The 23,860-nt window shown below is 45.0% G+C and carries 20 protein-coding genes and 1 tRNA gene; 17 read left to right on the plus strand and 4 right to left on the minus strand.

All coding sequences use genetic code 11. The features are described 5' to 3' along the window. The first annotated feature begins 37 nt into the window (after nt 1-37). A tRNA-Gly gene (locus AB4512_RS12925) sits at nt 38-113 on the plus strand. A gap of 633 nt (nt 114-746) precedes the next feature. Here the strand turns inward: AB4512_RS12925 and queG are convergent. Further along, complete coding sequence (gene queG / locus AB4512_RS12930) at nt 747-1,925, minus strand: tRNA epoxyqueuosine(34) reductase QueG (RefSeq protein ID WP_017059922.1); 1,179 nt, start codon at nt 1,923-1,925, stop codon at nt 747-749. Between the two features lie 240 nt (nt 1,926-2,165). On the opposite strand from queG, the gene tsaE reads away from it, so the two are divergent. From tsaE to hflC, 8 genes are all read left to right on the plus strand, one after another. After that, nucleotides 2,166-2,630 (plus strand): tRNA (adenosine(37)-N6)-threonylcarbamoyltransferase complex ATPase subunit type 1 TsaE, encoded by a 465-nt coding sequence (gene tsaE, locus AB4512_RS12935; protein WP_017059923.1) that lies wholly within the window; start codon nt 2,166-2,168, stop codon nt 2,628-2,630. Beyond that, nucleotides 2,624-4,339: an N-acetylmuramoyl-L-alanine amidase gene (locus AB4512_RS12940; RefSeq protein WP_017063174.1), complete on the plus strand. Its 1,716-nt coding sequence runs from the start codon at nt 2,624-2,626 to the stop codon at nt 4,337-4,339. The genes tsaE and AB4512_RS12940 overlap by 7 nt, the downstream gene beginning before the upstream one ends. A 102-nt stretch (nt 4,340-4,441) precedes the next feature. Then, nucleotides 4,442-6,646, plus strand: coding sequence for a DNA mismatch repair endonuclease MutL (gene mutL / locus AB4512_RS12945; protein ID WP_372175007.1), 2,205 nt, complete (start codon nt 4,442-4,444; stop codon nt 6,644-6,646). Between the two features lie 97 nt (nt 6,647-6,743). Then, nucleotides 6,744-7,676 carry a tRNA (adenosine(37)-N6)-dimethylallyltransferase MiaA gene (gene miaA, locus AB4512_RS12950; RefSeq protein ID WP_017059926.1) on the plus strand — a complete coding sequence of 311 codons (933 nt, stop codon included), beginning with the start codon at nt 6,744-6,746 and terminating at the stop codon, nt 7,674-7,676. Between the two features lie 192 nt (nt 7,677-7,868). Then, nucleotides 7,869-8,132 carry an RNA chaperone Hfq gene (gene hfq, locus AB4512_RS12955; protein ID WP_017059927.1) on the plus strand — a complete coding sequence of 88 codons (264 nt, stop codon included), beginning with the start codon at nt 7,869-7,871 and terminating at the stop codon, nt 8,130-8,132. 44 nt (nt 8,133-8,176) lie between these two features. Then, nucleotides 8,177-9,484, plus strand: a complete 1,308-nt coding sequence (gene hflX / locus AB4512_RS12960) for a ribosome rescue GTPase HflX (RefSeq protein ID WP_017059928.1) — start codon at nt 8,177-8,179, stop codon at nt 9,482-9,484. A gap of 27 nt (nt 9,485-9,511) precedes the next feature. Next, nucleotides 9,512-10,714 (plus strand): FtsH protease activity modulator HflK, encoded by a 1,203-nt coding sequence (gene hflK, locus AB4512_RS12965; RefSeq protein ID WP_017063176.1) that lies wholly within the window; start codon nt 9,512-9,514, stop codon nt 10,712-10,714. A gap of 2 nt (nt 10,715-10,716) precedes the next feature. Beyond that, a complete protein-coding gene (gene hflC / locus AB4512_RS12970; RefSeq protein WP_017059930.1) occupies nt 10,717-11,694 on the plus strand; it encodes a protease modulator HflC in 978 nt (325 codons plus the stop codon). Between the two features lie 190 nt (nt 11,695-11,884). Here the strand turns inward: hflC and AB4512_RS12975 are convergent, their stop codons facing one another. Further along, nucleotides 11,885-12,073 carry a DUF2065 domain-containing protein gene (locus AB4512_RS12975; RefSeq protein ID WP_010434105.1) on the minus strand — a complete coding sequence of 63 codons (189 nt, stop codon included), beginning with the start codon at nt 12,071-12,073 and terminating at the stop codon, nt 11,885-11,887. A gap of 172 nt (nt 12,074-12,245) precedes the next feature. Between AB4512_RS12975 and AB4512_RS12980 the strand changes: the two genes are divergently transcribed. Together AB4512_RS12980 and motX are read left to right on the plus strand one after the other, a co-directional pair. Continuing rightward, nucleotides 12,246-13,562 carry an adenylosuccinate synthase gene (locus AB4512_RS12980; RefSeq protein ID WP_010434108.1) on the plus strand — a complete coding sequence of 439 codons (1,317 nt, stop codon included), beginning with the start codon at nt 12,246-12,248 and terminating at the stop codon, nt 13,560-13,562. A 298-nt stretch (nt 13,563-13,860) separates the two neighbouring features. Continuing rightward, on the plus strand, nt 13,861-14,496 hold the full coding sequence (gene motX, locus AB4512_RS12985; RefSeq protein WP_017063177.1) for a flagellar protein MotX: 636 nt from the start codon (nt 13,861-13,863) through the stop codon (nt 14,494-14,496). Between the two features lie 143 nt (nt 14,497-14,639). Here motX and AB4512_RS12990 read toward each other — a convergent pair whose 3' ends face one another. Next, complete coding sequence (locus tag AB4512_RS12990) at nt 14,640-16,049, minus strand: amidohydrolase (protein ID WP_017063178.1); 1,410 nt, start codon at nt 16,047-16,049, stop codon at nt 14,640-14,642. Between the two features lie 247 nt (nt 16,050-16,296). Here AB4512_RS12990 and rnr point away from each other — a divergent pair, with 247 nt between their 5' ends. The 5 genes from rnr (at nt 16,297) to rplI (ending at nt 21,224) form a co-directional block, all read left to right on the plus strand. Then, nucleotides 16,297-18,798 carry a ribonuclease R gene (rnr, locus tag AB4512_RS12995; protein WP_017063179.1) on the plus strand — a complete coding sequence of 834 codons (2,502 nt, stop codon included), beginning with the start codon at nt 16,297-16,299 and terminating at the stop codon, nt 18,796-18,798. A 187-nt stretch (nt 18,799-18,985) separates the two neighbouring features. Beyond that, a complete protein-coding gene (gene rlmB / locus AB4512_RS13000; RefSeq protein WP_017063180.1) occupies nt 18,986-19,726 on the plus strand; it encodes a 23S rRNA (guanosine(2251)-2'-O)-methyltransferase RlmB in 741 nt (246 codons plus the stop codon). A gap of 277 nt (nt 19,727-20,003) precedes the next feature. Continuing rightward, nucleotides 20,004-20,393: a 30S ribosomal protein S6 gene (gene rpsF / locus AB4512_RS13005; protein ID WP_004741278.1), complete on the plus strand. Its 390-nt coding sequence runs from the start codon at nt 20,004-20,006 to the stop codon at nt 20,391-20,393. A 112-nt stretch (nt 20,394-20,505) separates the two neighbouring features. Further along, nucleotides 20,506-20,733 carry a 30S ribosomal protein S18 gene (gene rpsR / locus AB4512_RS13010; RefSeq protein ID WP_000090472.1) on the plus strand — a complete coding sequence of 76 codons (228 nt, stop codon included), beginning with the start codon at nt 20,506-20,508 and terminating at the stop codon, nt 20,731-20,733. A gap of 38 nt (nt 20,734-20,771) precedes the next feature. Further along, a complete protein-coding gene (gene rplI / locus AB4512_RS13015; RefSeq protein ID WP_010434182.1) occupies nt 20,772-21,224 on the plus strand; it encodes a 50S ribosomal protein L9 in 453 nt (150 codons plus the stop codon). 180 nt (nt 21,225-21,404) lie between these two features. On the opposite strand, the gene AB4512_RS13020 is transcribed toward rplI, so the two are convergent. Beyond that, complete coding sequence (locus AB4512_RS13020) at nt 21,405-22,289, minus strand: DUF481 domain-containing protein (protein WP_372175008.1); 885 nt, start codon at nt 22,287-22,289, stop codon at nt 21,405-21,407. A 176-nt stretch (nt 22,290-22,465) separates the two neighbouring features. On the opposite strand from AB4512_RS13020, the gene AB4512_RS13025 reads away from it, so the two are divergent. After that, a complete protein-coding gene (locus tag AB4512_RS13025) occupies nt 22,466-23,857 on the plus strand; it encodes a replicative DNA helicase (protein ID WP_016767560.1) in 1,392 nt (463 codons plus the stop codon). Nucleotides 23,858-23,860: the final 3 nt, after the last annotated feature.

Consider the following 23,860-nt stretch of genomic DNA (forward strand, 5'->3'; position numbering starts at 1 on the left):
ACCACATTACAGTTAAACGCGATAGCGGTTAACTTATGCGATACTAGCTCAGTTGGTAGAGCGCAACCTTGCCAAGGTTGAGGTCATCGGTTCGAACCCGATGTATCGCTCCAGCTTTCTTCTAAAAAAGCTATTAAGACTCTTTAAACCACCGTGTTTTTCTTTAGATCACAGAGTTTAAAGGCGACCACAAAGGTCACGCTCTTTCTTTAATGCTGCGAAGCATAATCCCCCAAAAAAGCAAATAATCCTCCATCATGGTGGATATTTTTTTGTCTTAAATTTTTCTTAGCAACTGAAATGCTAGTAAATATCAGGTCTCTGAAGCAGACACTTGAGGTTTTTCACATCTATAAACAGACTTATCCACAAAATGTTAGGTGTGGATAACTTGGTTGATAAAGTTGTTTCAGGCTTAATTCTTTACCTATCCCTAAAAGATCTTTCTTGTTTTCAATATATTAGATGAATTGCAGCGATCGTAACTTGTTGTTTTTTATCAAGTTGGATGCCTATCTTGGATTTAATAAAAGATCGTTAACTTGTTGTTTTTTGATCTTAATCATTTATCGGTACTGTGTTTAACTTTGCTCGGGTGTCGGAAGTTTACGAGAGTTCTGAATTTTTTCCACATTGTTAGAATTGAGAACAAGGTCAAACATTGTTCTAAAATTATGTGCAACGAGTTGTCTTAAATATTGGACTATCGATGTGGGTGTCGCTGTCAATCGTTGATACCAAAAGGGCTAGGCGTCTCTTGGTAGTCCTTTCTCTACTATACGTATCAGTCTGTGCTTTTTGGTGGAGATTTTGCTGTTACTTTTTTGCACACAGCTATTTTTCTGCGTAGAGCTATCTTCTTGCACACTGCTAGCGTTGGGTAACTGCTGTAGTTGTTTATTCAAAGCCCACTCAATATGCACATCAAGCATTTCGTTTTTGCCTTGATGAGACTCCAGGGTTTCAATAATGCGTTGTTGAAATGGTGCATTGCCCATCGCAACAAAGATATTGCGTAACCACTGGGTGTGGCCGATACGTCTGATTGCTGAGCCTTCCATTTTCTTTAGGAAGGTTGCTTCGTCCCAACTTGAAAGTGAAACCAGATCGGCTTCTTGGAAATCTTCTCTGCGGTGAAAGTCGGTTTGTTCTGTAAGTTCGGCATGACGGTTCCATGGGCAAACTAACTGACAATCATCGCAACCGTAGATACGGTTACCAATGGCATCTCTATACTCTTCAGGGATCACACCATCATATTCAATGGTTAAGTACGAAATACATTTGCGCGCATCAACCACGCCATCAGCAATAATGGCACCCGTTGGGCAAGAAGTGATACATGCGGTGCATTTGCCGCACTCATCAACACTGGGTTCATCCGTGGGAAGAGGGATGTTAACTAACAGCTCCCCTAGAAAGAACCAAGAGCCAGCGTCTTTATCAAGAATTAATGAGTGTTTACCTGTCCAGCCCAACCCTGCTTTTTGAGCGAGTGGTCTTTCCAAAATGGGCGCTGAATCGACGAAAGGGCGTGAGTCTAAACCCTCGACCTCTTTTTCAATTCTTTGTCCTAGCTTTTTCAACTGGTTACGGAACAATTTGTGATAGTCGCGGCCTAAAGAATAGCGGCTGATGTAGCCTTGAGTGGTATCGCTTAGGTTAGAGGCGAACTGAGCTTCTGGTGGTAGGTAGTTCATTCGAGCGCTGATCACTCGAATTGTGCCTGGGTGAAGTTCATCAGGACGTGCACGCATCATCCCATGTCGAGCCATCCAATCCATTTCGCCGTGGTTGCCAGCATCTAGCCATGCTTGAAGAGGGGCTTCGTGTTCACTTAAATCAACATCGCAGATGCCAACTTTTTGAAAGCCCAGCTCTTTTCCCCAGATTTTAATTTTTTCAGCAAGATGGTCTAGATTCATGGCTTATTTCTTATTTTCTCTGTTTTACAATTAGAGATAAGGCTAATTAAAATTAGGTTCGGCAAAAATGGGGGCGGATCTTAACGGATCTTAGTGGTGTTGACCAGAACAGACGCGTTTTGAGCAGTATTTTTCATAGAACTTACACTTGAGTGCTTGTCTCCCAAAAGCATCACGGTTTACTATTCTTGTTCTTTTGATTTTTATATAGTCAACGATCGATTTTTAGAGAACGTATTCATGAGCACGAAACAATTTACTTTGAAAGATGAACAAGCAACGATTCAACTAGGAACGGAGCTTTCTAATCTTTGCTCACAGCAGACGACTATTTATCTGCATGGTGATCTTGGCGCAGGTAAAACGACTTTCAGTCGTGGCTTTGTAAAAGCACTTGGCCATCAAGGAAATGTAAAAAGCCCAACGTATACTCTAGTTGAACCTTATCAACTTGCAGATTGGCAGGTGTACCACTTTGACCTTTATCGCCTAGCCGATCCTGAAGAGTTAGAGTTTATGGGAATTCGTGACTATTTTACGCCGGATGCTATCTGTTTGGTTGAGTGGCCTGAGAAAGGTTATGGGATGCTACCAGAAGCCGATTTGGATATTGATATTCGTTACCAAGACGATCACCGTGTTGTTTCTTTAACCGCTAATAGTGAATACGGACAGCGCTTACTTAGTCAGTTGGAGTTATGTTGATTTCTAAACGCCTTATTTCAACAGTGGCCATGATGGCTGCTGTTTTTTCTATACTGTTTTCTTCACTTGTTTCTGCAAACTCACTGAAAAGTTTAAGGGTTTGGCCTTCTCCAGAAGAAACTCGTGTGGTTATCGACTTAAAATCAGAAGCGGACTTTAGCTATTTCACCCTGAGTAGCCCGAGTCGCTTAGTGGTTGATTTAAAAAATACCAGTCTTGCGACTAAGTTACCGGTCGAGGTGAAAGACAGCCCTGTTCTATCTAAGATTCGTAAGAGCTCACCGCCAGACAAAAACACCTATCGCTTGGTTTTTGAGTTAAAGAAGTCGTCTAAAGCAGAATTATTCAAACTGAGCCCGACCCCAGGTGGTCAGTATGGACACCGTTTGGTGATCGACTTACCTCATGGTGCGGCAAGTAAAGCGACATCGACACCGAGTAAGCCAACGGTAAGTAAGAACATTAATCAGGTTAAGCGCCAGAAAGATATTCTAATTGTGATTGATCCTGGCCACGGTGGTGAAGACCCAGGTTCGATTGGTCCTACGCGTAAATACGAAAAAAACGCGACTCTGAGTATTTCTAAGAAGTTAGCAGCTCAACTGAATGCGGTCCCGGGGATCAAAACTCGTATGACTCGTAATGCTGATTACTTTGTGAACCTGAATCGACGTGTTGCGATTGCTCGAGAGAATGAAGCTCACCTGTTGATCTCTATTCACGCCGACGCCTTTACGACGCCTCAACCAAGAGGTGGTTCAGTGTTTGTATTGAACACTCGACGCGCTAACACCGAGATCTCTCGTTGGATTGAGAATAAAGAGAAACAGTCTGAATTGCTTGGTGGTAGCGGTGCAGCGTTCACAAGCAATATTGATGATAAGAACGTAAACCAAACCCTGCTTGATTTGCAGTTTAGCCACTCTCAAAAAGAGGGCTACAAACTGGCAACGGCAATTCTGTCTGAAATGGGTAAGGTTGCGAAACTGCACAATAGCAAGCCGATTAACACCAGCTTAGCAGTATTACGTTCACCACAGATCCCATCAGTACTGGTAGAGACAGGTTTTATTTCGAATCCGACGGAAGAGAAGCTTCTTTTCCAACGTTCGCACCAAGATAAATTGGCACGAGCAGTGACTAAAGCGGTGGTTAAGTATTTGAAGGCTAACCCGCCTGAAGGGATTATCTTGTCTAACGCAACGTCATCAACGGGCAGCGTGAGCCAACATAAAGTCTCTCGTGGTGAGTCTTTGTCTGTGATTGCGAGCAAGTATGGTACGTCGACACAGACGTTGATGAAGTTCAACAATCTGAAATCGAGCAGCCTAGCAATTGGCCAAGTACTTAAGATTCCAGGCAGTGCTTCAACTTCATCATCAAGCAGTGCGGTTAAAACGAAGACCATCACTCACACGGTTAAGTCTGGAGAGTACCTAGGTAAGATCGCCAGCCGCTATAAAGTGTCGGTGGCTGATATTAAACGTGAGAACCGTTTGAAATCAGAGACGGTGAGAGTAGGCCAAAAGTTACGTATTACGGTTGAAGTTAAAGATGTTCCTCTGCGCAAACACAAAGTTGCAAGAGGTGATTACCTTGGCAAGATAGCTTCGAAATACGGCGTGAGCGTCAACAGCATTCGCCAAGCGAATAAGCTAAGATCTGACAGTCTAGCTATCGGCCAAGTGTTGATTATTCCTCACAAGTAGTCTTGGGAATGCTAAACAGCTTCAGGTATATCAATGATAAAAAATAAGAACTAGTGCAAACGTAGCAGCGTTTCCATCAATGGCAGTAAGGTAGCTATAAATATGACGATCAAAATACTGCCAGCTCGGTTAGCTAACCAAATCGCAGCGGGTGAGGTGGTAGAAAGACCCGCTTCTGTTGTAAAAGAGTTGGTTGAGAACAGTTTGGATTCGGGTGCGACACGTATCGATATTGATATCGAGAAAGGTGGCGCCAAGATGATCCGCGTTCGTGACAATGGTAAAGGCATCGTAAAAGATGAGCTTGCCTTGGCACTGAGTCGTCATGCTACCTCCAAAATCCACACTCTTGATGACCTTGAGGCGATCGTCAGCCTTGGTTTTCGTGGTGAAGCGCTGGCGAGTATTAGCTCGGTTGCGCGCTTAACCATGACGTCACGCCCTGCCACTCAAGATCAAGCTTGGGCAGCACACAGTGAAGGCCGTGATATGCAGGTGAAACTGCAGCCTGCGGCGCATCCTATTGGCACTTCGGTTGAGGTGTTGGACCTGTTCTTTAATACGCCAGCACGCCGCAAATTCTTACGCACCGAGAAAACTGAATTCACCCATATTGATGAGTTGCTCAAGCGTATTGCATTAAGTCGTTTTGATGTGACGATCAACCTTCGTCATAACGGCAAGATGATTCGTCAGTACCGCGCTGCAAAAACACAAGTTCAAGCAGAAAAGCGAATCGCTGCGGTATGTGGCAATCCTTTTGTTCGTCATATGCTTAAGATCGAACTTGAGCATCAAGGCCTAAAACTTCATGGCTGGATCACCACGCCAGAAGGAGCAAGACAACAAAGCGACCTGCAATACTGCTATGTGAATGGTCGTATGATGCGTGACAAGCTGATCAACCATGCGATTCGTCAAAGCTACGAAACCAGCCTGCGTCCAGACCAATTCGCGACGTATGTGTTGTTCATTGAACTCGACCCACATCAGGTGGACGTGAATGTCCACCCTGCAAAACATGAAGTGCGTTTTCATCAAGCGCGCCTTGTGCATGACTTTATTTACCAAGCATTGAGCGATGGTTTAGCGCAGAGCAAGCAGATCGATGCTGCACCAATAAATCAGTCGGCTTTTCATCAGTCAGAAGTGATTCATCATCAGCAAGATAGTACGAGCTCTGCAGTTGATGGTGTTGCAAGTTTCGCTGAGCCAGAAAGCGTAATGCCTAGCAGTTCGGATCAAACCCAAGTTTCGGATAGGGTGCGACACGCTATTGAGCAAACGCCTGCCTACCCGAGAAAAGCAGAATCAGAGCACGCTTTTGATAAGCCTCAACACAGCGTTAATGATGGTGGGCGACATTATGTTTCATCAATTAGCCCAAGCTCATCAACCAGTCCAAGTTCATTAGCTGGCCGAAGCTCGGCTACTAGTGACAGCAGTTTTACCGGTTCCTCTCGCCAAGAGTGGATAGAGTCTCGACCTGAACCTAAAAAAGAGAAAGAGCCACACCAACATCATGGTGAACCCGCGCCATCTAAGCGAGAAGTGAAAGCCTATAAAGAGCTTCTGAAAACGCCAGATTTTGATGAGCAAGTTGTACAGCCTTCACTTTCTCAAGAGCATGTGGCACCAGTAGAAACCAGAGACAACTTAGAAAATAAAGAAAATAAAGAAGCTAAGCCTGCTCAACAGAATCCTGTTCATTTAAAGCCAAGAGCACCTGTAACGGACTTGGGCAAAGCGGTCTCGATTGTGGAACGTCAGTATCTGGTAATGGGCAATAAGAACGGCAGTGTGCTGGTTTCCTTGGCTAAGGCTGAGTTATTGCGTGTTGTTGGTCAGCTTGATACTCGAGGTGGTGCGTTAAAAAGCCAACCACTATTGGTGCCTTTATCGATTAAGCTGGGTAGTGAACTTGTCGAAGTTGCTAAGGCGCTGAGTCAAACTCTGGCATTACTGGGGATTGAGCTTAAGGCCCGAAACAGCGAGGCGGTAATGGTGATGGGCGTGCCTTCTCCTTTAAGGCAGCAAAACTTACAAATTTTGATCCCAGATCTGTTATCTTACGCGGCTTCAATAAATGCCCAGGGTGCAGTGAAGCAACCTAATGACATGTTGTCAGCTTTGGTTAACTGGATCGGGATTCAAACCGCACAAGTAAAAAGCGACTACACTTTATCTGAAGCGGTTCAACTAGTTGGGGAACTAGAACAACTTTGGCATGGTCTACTTCCATTAGATGATCCAGAGTTTGTTAATCCTATCGACTTTTCAGCGACTATAGCCGCGTTTACGGTTTAATTTTTTCGCGACGACCTTTGTCTTTTTAGCTGAATACGTCGCGACACAAAGCCCTTTGCTAAAAAGCGCTAAAACAGAGAAGCAAATACAAAATATCATGACTGAAAAATTACCTTTAGCGTTGTTTTTAATGGGCCCAACGGCGTCAGGAAAAACAGATTTAGCTATCCGCTTACGTCAGAAATACCCTGTAGAGATCATCAGCGTCGATTCGGCATTGATCTACAAAGACATGGATATTGGTACCGCTAAACCGGATGCGGAAGAGCTTGAGCTCGCGCCTCATCGCTTGATTGATATTTTGGATCCAAGCGAAGCGTATTCTGCGGCAGATTTTCGTCGTGATGCGATCAATGAAATGAATAAGATTGTAGCGGAAGGCAAAATCCCGTTACTTGTTGGTGGCACAATGCTGTACTACAAAGCATTGTTGGAAGGTTTATCGCCATTACCAGCCGCGGATCAAGAGATTCGTAAGCAGATTGAAGCGGAATCTATCGAACAAGGTTGGCAGGCATTGCACGATCAATTAAGAGAGATAGATCCCGTATCCGCTGAAAGAATACACCCAAATGATCCACAAAGGCTTTCAAGGGCATTGGAAGTTTACCGAATTTCGGGTAAAACATTAACAGAGCTAACTCAAACGAAAGGCGATAGCCTGCCATTTCGTGTAAAACAATTTGCAATAGCTCCCAAGGAAAGGACTGAACTCCATCGCCGCATTGAGCTGCGTTTCGAGAAGATGATAGAAGCTGGGTTTGAAGATGAAATGAAGGCGTTGTACGCCAGAGAAGATCTTCACCCTGAACTGCCATCGATCCGATGCGTTGGTTATAGGCAGATGTGGGATTATTTAGACGGTAATTGTGATTTAGACGAAGCGGTTTTCCGTGGTGTCTGTGCAACCCGTCAGTTGGCCAAGCGACAAATCACCTGGTTGCGCAGTTGGGATGATTTAACTTGGTTAGATAGCGAAAACATTGATCAAGCGTTAGAAACTCTTTCAGATGCAATAGCATCTGATTAGTATTGCTGTGTATAATGTGATCGCTTTTGCGTGAATATACTCTGGAAAGGATCCGTTATTGAGGCTTTTAAAAATCACAGCCTTTCAATAACAACGGAGTTTTTTTATTCATTTAGCTCAGATGCAAAGGCCGCACCTTTTTGTGCACCACTAGCTAAATAATTACAACAAAATACAAATAAGGAAAATAAAATGGCTAAGGGGCAATCGCTACAAGACCCATTCCTAAATGCACTCCGTCGTGAGCGCATTCCAGTCTCTATCTATCTTGTTAACGGCATTAAGCTGCAAGGTCAGATCGAGTCTTTCGATCAATTCGTGATCTTATTGAAGAACACAGTAAACCAAATGGTTTACAAGCATGCGATTTCTACTGTGGTACCTGCTCGCGCAGTTAGTCACCACAGCGGCGAGCAACGCACGCCATCTGATCGTCCAGAGAAGACTGAAGATTAATCGTTCAATTTGTACAGCTTGCGCTGTAATAAGGAGTTGGTTGCTTGTTTGACCGTTATGAATCCGGCGAGCGAGCCGTACTTGTTCATATCAACTTCACGCAAGAGGGAGAATGGGAAGATCTAAGCGAATGTGAAATGCTGGTCTCCTCAGCGGGGGTAGAAACGCTACAAGTGATTACTGGTAGCCGACAATCCCCACTCCCTAAATACTACGTTGGAGAAGGTAAAGCCCTAGAAATCGCACAAGCTGTTCAGCTGACCGGTGCTGAAATTGTGATTTTTAACCACTCCCTCTCTCCTGCCCAAGAGCGCAACCTCGAGCAATTGTGTAAATGTCGTGTGATTGATCGCACGGGTTTGATCTTAGATATTTTTGCACAACGTGCGCGAACTCATGAAGGTAAGCTACAAGTTGAGCTCGCTCAGCTTCGTCATATCTCTACCCGATTGATTCGTGGTTGGACTCACCTTGAAAGGCAGAAAGGTGGTATTGGTCTTCGTGGTCCAGGTGAAACTCAACTGGAAACCGATCGACGTTTGTTGCGTGACCGTATAAAGGCAATACTACGTCGTTTAGCGAAAGTTGCTAAACAGCGTGAACAAGGACGACGTGCTCGTAATCGAGCTGAAATCCCAACAATTTCTTTGGTTGGTTATACCAACGCAGGGAAATCAACACTTTTCAATCGCATCACAAGTGCTGGTGTTTATGCGGCAGACCAACTGTTTGCAACCCTAGACCCAACACTACGTAAGATTGATTTGGCAGATGTCGGGCCTGCAATTCTCGCAGATACCGTAGGTTTTATCCGTCATCTACCACACGACTTGGTCGCTGCGTTCAAGGCAACATTACAAGAGACGCAGGAAGCTGACATTTTGTTACATGTTGTTGATGCCAGTGATGACCGTTTTCGTGAGAACATTCAGGCTGTTCATGAAGTATTAGAAGAAATCGATGCTCATGAAGTGCCAACCCTTGTAGTCATGAACAAAATTGACTGCATGGAAGACCAAAAACCTCGAATTGAAAGAGACGAAGAGGGCGCACCTCGCGCTGTTTGGGTTTCTGCAATGGAAGGAGAAGGTATTGAGCTACTGTTTGAAGCTTTAACTGAGCGTTTAGCTAGCCAGATGGTTCAATTCCGGTTGTGTATTCCACATCAACATCAGGGTCGCATTCGCAGCTTATTCTTCGAGATGAAATGTATTCAACAGGAAGAGTATGATGAAAATGGTAACTTGTTGATAGATATCCGAATGCAACAAATAGATTGGTCTAAACTTGAAAAAAGAGAAGGGGCGCTCTTAGGTGACTTTATCGTTACCAAAGAGACTGCTACAGTATAACGTCATATCAAATGATGGAGCTTTCTAATGGCGTGGAATGAGCCTGGAAATAACAACAACGGCGATAATAACGGCCGCGATAATGACCCTTGGGGTAATAAAAATAATCGCGGCGGCCGAGATCAAGGACCGCCAGATCTAGACGAAGTGTTTAATAAACTAAGTCAAAAGTTAGGTGGCAAGTTTGGTAAAAAGGGTGGCAACGGTAACGGGCCATCTATTGGTGGTGGCGGTGCAATTGGCTTTGGTGTCATTGCCGTTATTGCGATTGCTATCTGGTTCTTCGCTGGTTTCTACACTGTTGGCGAAGCAGAAAGAGCAGTAGTACTTCGACTGGGTCAGTTCGACCGTATCGAAGAACCTGGTCTTAACTGGCACCCACGCTTCATCGATGAAATCAGTGATGAGCAACTAGTAAACGTTCAAGCGATTCGTTCTCTACGTGCTGCTGGCACGATGCTAACGAAAGATGAAAACGTTGTGACCGTTGAAATGGGTGTTCAATACCGTGTTTCTGACCCATACAAGTACTTGTATCGTGTAACGAATGCAGACGACAGTTTACGCCAAGCAACCGATTCTGCGCTTCGTGCGGTAATTGGTGACTCACTAATGGATAGTATCCTGACAAGTGGTCGTCAGCAGATTCGTCAAAGCACTCAAGAAACGTTGAACCGTATTATTGATAGCTACGATATGGGTATTCTGATTGTTGATGTGAACTTCCAGTCAGCACGTCCACCTGAGCAAGTGAAAGATGCATTTGATGATGCTATCGCGGCTCGTGAGGATGAAGAGCGTTTCGAGCGTGAAGCTGAAGCTTACCGAAATGACATTCTTCCAAAAGCAACAGGTCGTGCTGAGCGTTTGAAGAAAGAAGCGGTGGGTTACTCAGAGCGCACAGTTAATGGTGCTCTAGGTCAAGTTGCTCAATTCGAGAAACTGCTACCTGAATACCAAGCTGCTCCTGAAGTAACACGTAACCGTATGTACCTAGATACAATGGAAAAAGTGTACTCAAGCACATCGAAAGTCCTGATTGATTCTGAATCAAGCGGTAACTTGCTATACCTACCAATTGATAAGCTAGGCGCACAAGGTGGTTCTCAGTCGGGCTCTCGCCCTGCAAAAGCATCATCAACTTACGATCAAATTGAGTTAGAAACTCAAGCGGATCCAAAGCCTAGCACTCAAACTCGTTCAGACAGTTCACGCCAAGGGAGATACTAATAATGCGTAAATTAATGATCCCTGTATTAGTTGTGACGATTGCCCTTCTATTGATGTCAGTGTTTGTGATTCAAGAAGGTGAGCGTGGCATGGTAATTCGTTTTGGTCGAGTTCTCGATGACAACGGCGTATCACGAATCTATGAACCAGGTCTGCACTTTAAACTACCGATGTTTGATCGCGTAAAAGTACTTGATGCTCGTATTCAAACGATGGATGGCCGTTCTGACCGTTTCGTAACATCAGAGAAAAAAGACGTTCTAATTGATACTTACGCAAAATGGCGTATTGCTGATTTTGGACGTTTCTATCTGAGTACCGGTGGCGGTAATATCATGACGGCAGAAGCACTTCTTGAGCGTAAAGTGACAGATGTTCTTCGTTCTGAAATTGGTTCTCGTGAAATTAAGCAGATCGTGTCAGGCCCTCGTAACAAGGACATCCTGCCAGACTCTGCTGATAGCGAAGTCGTCACAACGGTAGCGGCTGCAGAAGCACTAGAAGTTGATGGCGAACGCGATAAGATCATGGAAAACGTTTTGTCTGGAACGGCAGAAAGTGCGATGGCTGATTTAGGTGTTGAAGTTGTTGATTTTCGTATGAAGAAGATTAACCTTCCTGACGAAATCAGTGAATCTATCTACCGCCGTATGCGTGCAGAACGTGAATCGGTTGCTCGTAGACACCGTTCTCAAGGTCGTGAGAAAGCGGAAGTTATCCGTGCTCAAGCTGAGCTAGAAGTGGCAACAGTTCTTGCTGAAGCTGACCGTACAGCTCGAATCACTCGTGGTGATGCGGATGCAGAAGCAGCGAAGATCTACTCTGATGCGTTCAGCAAAGATCCTGAGTTCTACGGCTTCATGCGTTCATTGCAAGCTTATGAGACATCATTTAGCGATAAGAGCGACATTCTAGTACTGGATCCGAAGACTGACTTCTTCCAATACATGAATCAAGCAAGCGGCGCTCCAGCAAAATAAGCTGATGCGTTAGCGAATGCTTAGCTTAATAAGCAAAATACGTTAAAACTTAAAAGGCTCCCATTGTGGGAGCCTTTTTGTTTTCTATGACTTCTTTCAGGAGGAGACATGTTTGTGGATTCACTATTGGGGCGCGAGGGAAGGCGCTTAACAGAGTGGTACTTATAAACAGATTAGTACTTATAGAAACCTAGCGGTAGGTCATGAAAGCGATAACCGCTCCAGCCACCACAAGACAGCCTCCAATGCGGCGCAGTTGCGTGTCTGGTTGCTCGCTCAGTTGCGCGACCATGTTTCTCCAGCCATTGGGTGCAATCAAGGGGCCGAGCCCTTCCACAATAAGTACGAGCCCAATAGCGAGCCAAATTGATTGAGACATGGTTCTGCCTTTTGTCTGTAAAAAAGCAATGATATCAGTATCTTTACACATCTGCCCCCAGTTATAGCTGGTTTATTTTTGTACAGCGTTAACGTTTATGAACAAAAAGTGACTGCAAGAAGTGTGATTCAGTGCTAGAATCCATTTTTAATTAGCAACAGAAATTGGAAAGATGGGAAATAACGTAGTCGTTCTAGGCACCCAATGGGGTGATGAAGGTAAAGGTAAAATCGTTGACCTTTTAACTGAAGATGCAAAATACGTGGTTCGCTACCAAGGCGGTCACAATGCAGGTCACACACTTGTAATTGACGGTGAAAAAACCGTTCTTCACTTAATTCCATCAGGCATCCTACGTAATAACGTTAAATGTGTTATTGGTAACGGTGTAGTATTATCGCCTGACGCACTTCTAAAAGAAATGAAGCCTCTTGAAGATCGCGGTATTCCAGTACGTGAACGTCTTTTCATCTCTGAAGCTTGTCCTCTAATTCTTCCGTACCACATTGCAATCGACAACGCGCGTGAAATCGCTCGTGGCGCTAAAGCTATCGGTACAACGGGTCGTGGTATCGGTCCTGCTTACGAAGATAAAGTTGCTCGTCGCGGTCTACGCGTTGGCGACCTTTTCGATAAAGAAGCATTTGCTGAGAAGCTAAAAGAAGTGATGGAATTCCACAACTTCCAACTAGAGCACTTCTACAAAGCTGAAACAGTAAGCTACGAAGAAGTTCTTGAGCAAGCGATGAGCTACGCAGACATGTTAACTGCGATGGTTATCGACGTAACTGACGAACTAGACGCAGCACGTAAGCGCGGCGACAAGATCATGTTCGAAGGTGCTCAAGGTACGCTACTAGATATCGACCACGGTACTTACCCATACGTAACGTCTTCTAACACGACTGCTGGTGGTGTTGCTGCAGGTTCTGGTTTCGGTCCTCGTCACATCGGTTACATCCTTGGTATTACTAAGGCTTACTGTACTCGTGTTGGTTCAGGTCCATTCCCTACTGAGCTATACGATGGCCTTGAGAAGCAAGACCCAGTTGGTAAACACCTAGGCGATGTTGGTCACGAGTTTGGCGCAACAACTGGTCGTCTACGTCGTACTGGTTGGTTCGATGCTGTTGCTATGCGTCGTGCAATCCAAATCAACTCTCTATCTGGTATGTGTCTAACTAAACTAGACGTTCTAGATGGCCTAGAAGAACTAAAAATCTGTACTGGTTACAAGATGAAAGATGGTTCTATCCTAGAAGTTTCTCCAATGGCTGCTGAGTCATTCGAAGAAGCGACGCCAATCTACGAAACAATGCCTGGTTGGTCTGAAAACACATTTGGTGCTAAATCTATCGACGCGCTTCCACAAGCTGCTCTAGATTACATCAAGCGTATCGAAGACCTAACTGGCGTTCCAATTGATATCGTATCAACTGGCCCAGATCGTAACGAAACTATCATCAAGGTTCACCCATACGGCGCATAATGCCTGCTGAGTGATTACCAGGCACGAACAGTGCTTTGATAATAAAATAGTTTTCTAAAAGCCGACTTTATTAAGTCGGCTTTTTAATACCTGCAATTTAGCCGTTCACTCTTTGATGGTGATCTTTTAAGCGTCATCAGGCAAAATATTGCCCATTAGCGGCAAGTTTTGTCTAAAGCCGCCGGGGTTATTGCCGATACAGATATCATGGAAAGTGAAGTTCACCCTGTTTTGTGCGTGTAGAAATCCTCTGCACCCCTCAATAGATAACTTTAGCGACAGATAATAGAGTGCAGGTATGAAGCTACGAATTGTGGCAGCTTCATTAATAATGGCGCTGAGCTCACCCTTGAGTCATGCTAATTTGGCTGATGTGGGAGAGCCCGTTCCAATATATACAGAAGCTGAACTGATTAATTTAATCGAAAATAATCAACATCTAGAGCGAGTGAAAGCTGATAAGTGCCAGTTAGTTGAAGATATCGTTGCTCGTGCAACGCGTATTAGCTTGCCTTCTTATGAGTTTTTATACGGTGATATGTTGGCTTGGGGTGTGTGTGTTCCACAAGATGTAGAGCTTGGCCTTTACTATATGGAAAACGCGGCACATCAAGGTTTACCCGCTGCATTAGAGCAGTTAGGTCGTTATTACTCTCGTGGTACTTTGGTACAACAAGATCAAGAGCGTGCGATTCCGTATCTACGTGAAGCGGCCTCTATGGGCAACTTAAGTGCGAGCATTCACTTAGCGGAACTCTTGTTACGTGACTACGGTAGCCCATTGGATTATGAAGATGCTTACCGTTGGTTGTATAACTCGGTAACCGCAGATCAAAGACAACACAGACGTATCACTGTGCTTCGTAGCGGTCTGGAACAGAGAATGCCAGACAATATTATTGCTCGAGCAAAGCGTCGAGACGTGTTCTGGTAAGACAGATTATTGAATGAGCAATGATGATTAATGACTGCACTCGTTAATCATCTAAAAAACTCGTATTAAAAAGGCCTCGCTGAGATTCATCAGCGAGGCCTTTTTTGATCTGAACGGAAAACCGTTTATCTAATTCGGTAGCGTTATTGAACCACCTCACCAGACTCAATCACCGTTTCACGAACAACCTTGGTGAAATCGAGTGCTTCTTGACGAATCTTATCTTCGTCTACCGTTAGCATGTCGCGATCTTGCATGATGATCTTGCCATCAACGATGGAGTGACGAACATTGCCTGAGTTAGCTGAGTACACCAGTGCTGAGTATGGGTTGTAGACTGGAACCATATTTGGCGCCTTAGTATCGATCACTATGATGTCAGCCAGTTTGCCTGCTTCAAGAGAGCCGATCTTATCTTCCATGTGCAGCGCTTTTGCTGCGCCCATGGTCGCCATGTCGATCACTTTGATCGGCGGCATCGCAGCACGATCTTTGTTAACTAACTTGTGAACCTTAGCGACTTGGTTGAATTCATCAATGGTGCTCAGTGTATTACCAGACATTGGGCCATCAGTACCTAAACCGATACGCACGTTTTCGTCATACATCTTAAGCGCAGGTGATACGCCTTTTGCTGACTTGATGTTAGCACTCATGTTATGAGCCACGCCCATATCCGATTTCTTCACCAGTTCGATATCATGATCGTCAACAAGGATCATGTGTGCACCCACCAAGTTCTTGTTGAGTGCGCCAATGCTGTCCATGTATTGAACCGGGGACAATCCATCAGAACGCTCTGCGATTTTCTCTTCTTCACGGTGTGATTCTGCAAGGTGAATCATTACTGGAACATCTAACTCTAGGGAGAGCTTAGATATTTTCTGCAGGATCTCTGTGGTGTTGGTGTAAGGCGCATGCGGGGCAAACGCTGGTGTGATTCGCGGGTGATCTTTGTATTCTTCAATGAAGTTCAACGCGTACTTAATGCCTTCTTCGGCGTTGGCCGCATCGGCGACTGGGAACTTAATCACCGTTTCACCTAGGATGGCACGCATACCGATCTTATCGACGGTTTTTGCGACTTCATCTTCGAAGTAGTACATGTCGGCGTAAGTGGTCACACCGCCTTTCACCATTTCAACGTTACCTAGGTTCGCACCAATGCGTACCATGTCTCGCGATACTAGCTTCTTCTCTAGCGGAAAGATGTAACGGTGCAGGCGATCTGGCACATCATCGGCTAACGAACGGAAAACTGTCATTGATACATGAGTATGGGTATTGATGAGACCTGGCATAACGATATCGCCATCCACGTCTAACACTTGCTTAGCTTGGTACTGCTTCTCTAGTGAAGCATCTCCAACCGCAATGATTTTGTTGTCTTTGACGACAACAGTACCGCTTTCATAAACCGTTTTGTCTTGGTTCATGGTTAGAACCATCGCATCGGTAATCATCAGGTCAGCCTTTTCCATTGCCGAACTTGCGAATGGGAACAGCGCTAGGCTCGCCATAGCTGAAGCCAATAAAGTGCGTTTTAGTTTCATATCATACCCAGAACAGGAGTTGGTAAAGTGCGTGGATAATAGTGTATTTCATTCATGGCGCAAACGTTTGTTTTATCGTTTGCTTGAAATTTTGATGATAATCCACGTCTATGAAGCGATGTTTCACAAAGTGAAGATATGTATCAATCTGAGGTTATTTGAGTGTTTTCTAAAGCATATCTGTAGCTTACCCCTAGCATCAGATATACTAGGGGTATATACCTTCCTTGCTTAAGCAGGCCCGCCTATGTCAAAAAACACACCAACGTCAGAAAATACGACAGCGACAACCACTGTTGATCCTTTTGCCGACCGAGAGTCGAAAAATTACGATAACCCAGTACCAAGCCGAGAGTTCATTATTTCGTTTCTAACAGACGCGAATATTCCGATGAACCGCAACGATCTATTCGAAGCTTTGGGTCTTGCTGGAGAGGAACAATATGAAGGGCTGCGTCGTCGTTTGCGTGCAATGGAGCGTGATGGACAGCTTATCTTTACTCGTCGTCAGTGCTACGCATTGCCTGAGAAGATGGAACTGATCAAAGGCTATGTGATTGGTCATAAAGACGGTCATGGTTGGGTTCGCCCAGACGGCAGTGTGGGTAAAGACAATGATATCGTGCTGCCGCATCATCAGATGAAAACCATCATGCACGGTGATTACGTATTGGTTCAGCCTACTGACAACAGTAAGCGTGGCCGTCGTGAAGGTCGCTTGGTTCGTGTGCTTGAAGAGCGTAAAACGCCACTTGTTGGTCGCTTCTTCCTAGAGTACGGCCATTCTTACGTTGTTGCTGATGATTCGCGTATTAGTCACGACATCCAGATCCCTACTGAGCATAAAGGCGGTGCTCGAATGGGTAATGTGGTTGTGATTGAAATTACGGATCGCGGTGGTCGTTCTCGTAACATGATGGGGAAAGTAACCGAAGTTCTTGGTGAAAACATGGCGCCGGGTATGGAAACGCAGATTGCGATCCGTACTCACCAGATCCCACAAGAGTGGCCTGAAGCGGTAGATAAGCAAATCGAAAACCTAGGTGAGCATGTTCCTGAAGAAGCAAAAGAAGGACGTGTAGACCTGCGTAAACTGCCATTGGTTACCATTGATGGTGAAGATGCGCGTGACTTCGATGATGCGGTTTACTGTGAAGCGAAGAAAGGCGGCGGCTGGCGTCTATGGGTAGCGATTGCTGACGTAAGTTACTACGTTCGCCCAGATACAGCGCTAGACAAAGAAGCGATTAACCGTGGTAACTCGGTATACTTCCCGTCACAAGTCGTGCCAATGCTGCCAGAAGTGCTTTCAAATGGTTTGTGTTCATTGAACCCTCAGGTAGACCGTTTATGTATGGTGTGTGAGATGACTATCTCAGACAAAGGTAAACTGTCAGGCTACAAGCACTACGAAGCGGTAATGAATTCTCATGCTCGTCTTACTTATAACAAAGTAGGCGCGATCTTAGATGGCAATGAAGAATTACGTGAGCGTTACGAACCTGAAGTACCACATCTTGAAGAGCTTCATAAGATGTATAAGGTGCTTAAGAAAACGCGTGACGAACGTGGTGCGATTGAATTTGAAACGGTAGAAACTAAGTTTATCTTCAATGCGGATCGTAAGATTGACCGTATTGAGCCAGTAATTCGTAACGATGCACACAAGATCATCGAAGAATGTATGATTCTTGCGAATATCGCATCGGCATCTTACGTAGAAAAAGCGAAAGAGCCTGCGCTGTACCGTGTTCACGAAACTCCGGGCGAAGAGCGCTTAATGGGCTTCAAGAGCTTTTTAAGTGAATTAGGTTTAACACTGGAAGGTGGTCTGTCGCCATCACCAGTAGACTATGCACAACTGATGCAACAGATTAATGAACGTGAAGATCGTGAATTAATCCAAACTATGCTGCTACGCTCAATGAAGCAAGCGGTATACAACGCGGATAACGCGGGTCACTTTGGTTTAGCTCTTAAACGCTATGCTCACTTTACCTCGCCAATTCGTCGTTACCCAGATTTGCTATTGCACCGTGCGATTAAGTACCTTATTGCGAAAGAAGAAGGTCGTAACAGCGAACGTTGGACGCCAACTGGTGGTTACCACTACACTTTCGATGATATGGACTTCTACGGCGAGCAGTGTTCAATGACTGAACGTCGTGCTGATGACGCAACGCGTGAAGTAAACGACTGGTTGAAGTGTGAATACATGCAAGACCATGTCGGTGAGGTGATGGATGGTGTGATTGCCAACGTGACTGGTTTTGGCTTCTTTGTTCGTCTAACTGAACTGCACATTGATGGCTTGGTACACATCTCAGCGCTAGCGAATGATTACTACCAATTTGATGCTGTTGGTCAGCGTCTAGTGGGTGAAAGCTCAGGTAATATCTACCGCTTGGGTGATTCGGTTAAAGTGAAGGTTTCTGCGGTTAATTTAGAAACTCGCCAAATCGACTTTGACTTAGAAGACACTGATCGTCAGCCGCGTGGCAAAGGCAAAACAGCCAAGAAGCGTGCAGCCGAAGCGATGAAAAAGGCGAAAAGCAAGAAGCGCTCAGCAGTGAAGAGTAATAAACCAGGTGTATCAGCGAAGCCTATGGTTGAGCCAACTAAGCGACCTGACGGAAGCAGCGAAGGCCCTGCTAAGAAGAAAAAGCCAGCGAATAAAACCGGTGCTGCTAAAGCTCGCGCTAAGAAAAAGCGTGCAGCAAGCCGTAAGCCAAAGGCTGATAACTCTTAAGACTGATAAATCTTAAGGCTAATAAGGCGCTCTGCTAATCAGGTTTAGCGCCTACTGATTTAGTGTGAAATGACTTTAATGCGAGAGTATCAGGCACAAGACGCATACTCTCGAAATGAACAACACAGAGGTGGACACATCGGCATTGATGTCATTCATCTCTGAGCAATAAGAGTAAGTTGAGACAATGAGTAACGAATTTATTTACGGTATTCACGCGGTGAAAGCCGTACTAGAAAAAGATCCTGCACGTTTTATCGAAGCGTATGTATTGAAAGGTCGCCAAGACGAGCGTCTTCTTCCATTACTGAACCAACTGCAACAGTTTGGTGTGTCGATTCAACAGATGGGTCGTAAGCCGTTGGATGAAAAAGCACAAGGTGCGAATCACCAAGGTCTTATTGCTAAGGTGAAGCCTGCTAAGCAGCTTAATGAAACTCACCTAGACGATATCCTAGCGCAGCACGAACAGCCTTTGCTGTTAGTTCTAGACGGCGTAACAGACCCTCATAACCTAGGCGCTTGTCTACGTAACGCGGATGCCGCAGGTGTCGCTGCTGTTATCGTACCTAAAGATCGCTCTTCGCCGTTAACAGCAACGGTAAGCAAGGTTGCATGTGGCGCAGCTGAAACGGTTCCTCTCGTGCGCGTAACCAACCTAGCTCGCACAATGCGTGCACTGCAAGAGCAGGGCGTATGGTTTGTGGGTACGGCAGGTGAAGCAACGCATGATATCTATCAAGCGAAGCTAACGGGTCCTCTTGCGGTAGTTATGGGTGCAGAAGGTGACGGTATGCGTCGTTTAACTCGTGAAACTTGCGATGATCTGATTAAGATTCCAATGGCAGGTAGCGTATCGAGCTTAAATGTTTCTGTGGCGTCGGGTATTTGCCTGTTCGAAGCGGTAAGACAGCGTTTAGCTCAGTAATGCGTTAACGCTGCTTTAAGTCTATGAATTTATTAGCGCTCACCACTTGCTGGTGGGCGTTTCTTTTTAGGCTGTTATAGCAAAATCCATCGGTTTGTCGGATGGCTAGATGGCGACAGAAAAACTGTTTCATTATTCACCAAATAGCGCTTGCCAATACCGGGTTCTTTCTATAACATTTGCCGTCCTTAAAACTCGGTCATTTATCTTTAGTTCCTTGCTTCCTCTGGACGACCGGGCCACTCGTGGAAGCTAATAATCCGTAAGGAGCAACCAAATGCGTCATTACGAAATCGTATTCATGGTTCACCCTGATCAAAGCGAGCAAGTTGCTGGCATGATCGAGCGTTACACTGGTTCTATCACTGAAGCTGGCGGTACTATCCACCGTCTAGAAGACTGGGGTCGTCGTCAAATGGCTTACCCAATCAACAAGCTTCACAAAGCTCACTACGTTCTTATGAACGTTGAAGCTGGTCAAGAAGTGATTGACGAGCTAGAAACTGCTTTCCGTTTCAACGATGCAGTTCTACGTAACATGATCATGCGCACTAAAGGCGCTGTGACTGAGCAATCTATTATGCTTAAGCAAAAAGAAGAGCGTGCAGAGCGTGCTCCTCGTCGCGAAGAGCGTACAGAAGCTAAACCAGAAGCAGCTGCTGAGTAATTCTTTTTTGGCTTAACGCCTTAAAAAATTCTCAACTTGTTTTAGGTCATTGATAGTTATTTCGATAATTGTGAAAGACCGCTTTACTAAATTTAAGATCAGGAGATAGCCCATGGCTCGTTTCTTCCGTCGTCGTAAATTCTGCCGTTTCACTGCAGAAGGCGTACAAGAGATTGACTACAAAGACGTAGCAACTCTTAAAAACTACATCACTGAAGCTGGTAAAATCGTACCTAGCCGTATCACTGGTACAAGCGCTAAGTACCAGCGTCAACTAGCTCGCGCTATCAAGCGTTCTCGTTACCTAGCTCTACTACCGTACACTGACAAGCATCAGTAATCGGTAATAGTTAATAATAGTTTAAGAGGACTAAGATAATGCAAGTTATTCTACTTGATAAGATCGGTAACCTAGGTGGCCTTGGCGACCAAGTAAACGTTAAATCTGGTTACGCTCGTAACTTCCTTATCCCACAGGGTAAAGCAGTTATGGCAACTAAAGACAACGTTGCTATGTTCGAAACTCGTCGTGCTGAACTAGAAGCTAAAGTTGCTGAGCAACTAGCTGCTGCTGAAGCTCGTGCAGAGAGCGTTAACACTCTAGAAGGCGTTACAATCGCTTCTAAAGCTGGTGACGAAGGTAAACTATTCGGTTCTATCGGTACTCGTGACATCGCTGACGCTATTACAGCGGCAGGTGTTGCAGTAGCTAAGAGCGAAGTACGCCTACCTGAAGGCGCTCTACGTAACATCGGCGAATTCGAAGTAAGCATCCAACTTCACTCTGAAGTTTTTGCTACTGCGAAAATCGCTATCGTTGCAGCTGAGTAATTTCAGTACCAAGACGAATTCTTTCTTTTGAAAGTTTTAAACACCAGCTTCGGCTGGTGTTTTTTTATGTCTGGAATATAGGAAAGTACAAGGAAGGGCTACAGTAGGTAAAAAGCTTACGGTGATCCATAAGCTGTTATTGCTGAACAAGTTGTTCTCAAGGTTAGAGGTGGCCTAAGATTAGAACTGGAAGAGCAAGTTGATCGATAGAACAGAGTCTTGTTTGCTTAAGCCTTCAGGCACTTTATCGTGGTACTGGCGAGAGTGAGCGATCTTCAGCGCGATATTGTCAGTAATATCGTTGATGGCTTCTAACTCAGTATCAAACTTTAGGTTACTGTGACCAGAGACAAGCGTCACGTCTGCCTTGAGCTGCAAATTCTTCAACACCTGCCATGACGTATTCACGTTGCCACGGAAAATTGCCTCTTCAACAATCTCTGGGAAGATGATGTCATCATCATCAATCTCATCAAGGTTCGGTTCTTGGTAACGAAAACCTGGTCCCACTTCGACTTCCAACACAAACTCTTCGGTATTCGAAAACTGGTAACCCAGACCACTCGAAATTGTGTAGTCCTTAAAGTAAGCACTGTATCTCGAGTCGACTCCTTTGAAACTGCCGTAAAGGTAGGTTTTAGGGCTTAACTTGTAGTCACTCTGAGCTGAGTAAGTCGATTGCCTTTTATCTTCTTCGCCATCTTTGTAGAGGTTGTAGTATTTCCATTCACCACTGGTTCTATGACGGCCAGCCGTGTACTCACCGTTAAGGCGTGCGTTAAGCGCTCGTGAATCAGAGTTACCAGTATGCGACTGATATCCAAATTCGACTTCCGTTTTTAGCGGGCTCGGTAGTTCTGTATCACTTGTATCACTCGGTGCGATATCCATATCTTTTTCTTCAGGTGTCGGTGCAACGACGATCGGCTCAGAAGTAGGTTCTGAAACTACTATAGAGTCGAGGATTGCATCAACAGAGTCTTTAGCATCATCAGCTAAGGCCATCGGAGCGCTCAGGAGACCAGTGCTTAGAAGACCAGAGCTCAGAGCCAATAATTTGGACACGTATACCTCTAGTTATACAGTGAGTGAATGGCAGGATCGTAATGCTACCCTTGGTTAATTCCGTCAGCAATAGGTAAATTCTTCCTGAAGAATAAAACAAACTCATAGGATCGGATTACAAACGGATGTTCTTGGGTATAATGAACGATCATTATTAGTTATTGAGTGTAGTCATAGTGGATACCAAAAGTCAGAAATCAGCCAACGATCAGGTGGACGCCATCAAGGTCCCGCCACATTCATTAGAAGCTGAGCAATCTGTTATTGGCGGTTTGTTATTAGATAACGAACGCTGGGATACAGTTGCCGAAAAGGTTGTGGCCAAAGACTTTTATAGCCGTCCTCACCGTCTGATCTTTGAAGCGGTAAAGGATATCCTTGAAGAAAGTTCTCCTCTGGATCTTATTACACTCTCTGAACATTTAGAGCTGCGTGAGCAACTTGAAGAAGTGGGTGGCTTTGCTTACCTTGCTGACTTAGCGAAAAACACACCAAGTGCCGCAAACATCAATGCGTATGCGGATATCGTAGCGCAACGTGCACTTGTTCGTAGCCTGATTGGTGTCGCGAATGAGATTGCTGATTCTGGTTATGACCCTCAAGGTCGTACATCGGAAGAGCTGGTTGATCTTGCTGAAAGTAAAGTCTTCGCGATTGCCGAAGGCCGTGCAAGTGAAAACGAAGGTCCACAAAACGTTGATAGCATTCTAGAGAAGACGCTAGAACGTATCGAGATCCTATACAAAACGCCGCAAGATGGTGTGACAGGTGTCGATACTGGCTTCAACGACCTCAACAAGAAAACAGCAGGTCTACAAGGCTCTGACTTAATTATTGTTGCTGCTCGTCCATCGATGGGTAAAACCACATTTGCGATGAACTTGTGTGAAAACGCGGCGATGAAGCAAGACAAACCGGTTTTAATCTTCTCGCTAGAGATGCCAGCCGAACAGCTGATGATGCGTATGCTTGCGTCACTTTCTCGCGTAGACCAAACCAAGATTCGTACTGGTCAGCTAGATGATGAAGATTGGGCTCGTATCTCGTCGAGTATGGGTATTCTGATGGATAAGAAGAATATGTATATCGATGACAGCTCGGGTCTAACGCCAACAGAAGTGCGTTCTCGTGCTCGACGTATCGCTCGTGAACACGATGGTATCTCTATGATCATGATAGATTACCTTCAATTAATGCGTGTACCTTCGTTATCTGATAACCGTACTCTTGAAATCGCCGAGATTTCTCGCTCATTGAAAGCGTTAGCAAAAGAGCTCAACGTTCCGGTTGTGGCACTTTCTCAGCTTAACCGTTCCCTAGAGCAACGTGCTGATAAGCGCCCAGTAAACTCGGATTTGCGTGAATCAGGTTCGATTGAGCAAGATGCCGATTTGATCATGTTCATCTATCGTGATGAGGTTTATAACCCAGATAGTTCCTTGAAAGGCATTGCTGAGATCATCCTTGGTAAGCAACGTAACGGTCCGATCGGTTCTGTTCGTCTTACGTTCCAAGGCCAACACTCCCGATTTGATAACTATGCAGGCCCTGCATTTGATGATGAGTAATCG

Source organism: Vibrio sp. 10N.222.52.B7, from assembly GCF_041474275.1.
Taxonomy (GTDB): Bacteria; Pseudomonadota; Gammaproteobacteria; order Enterobacterales; family Vibrionaceae; genus Vibrio; species Vibrio crassostreae_C.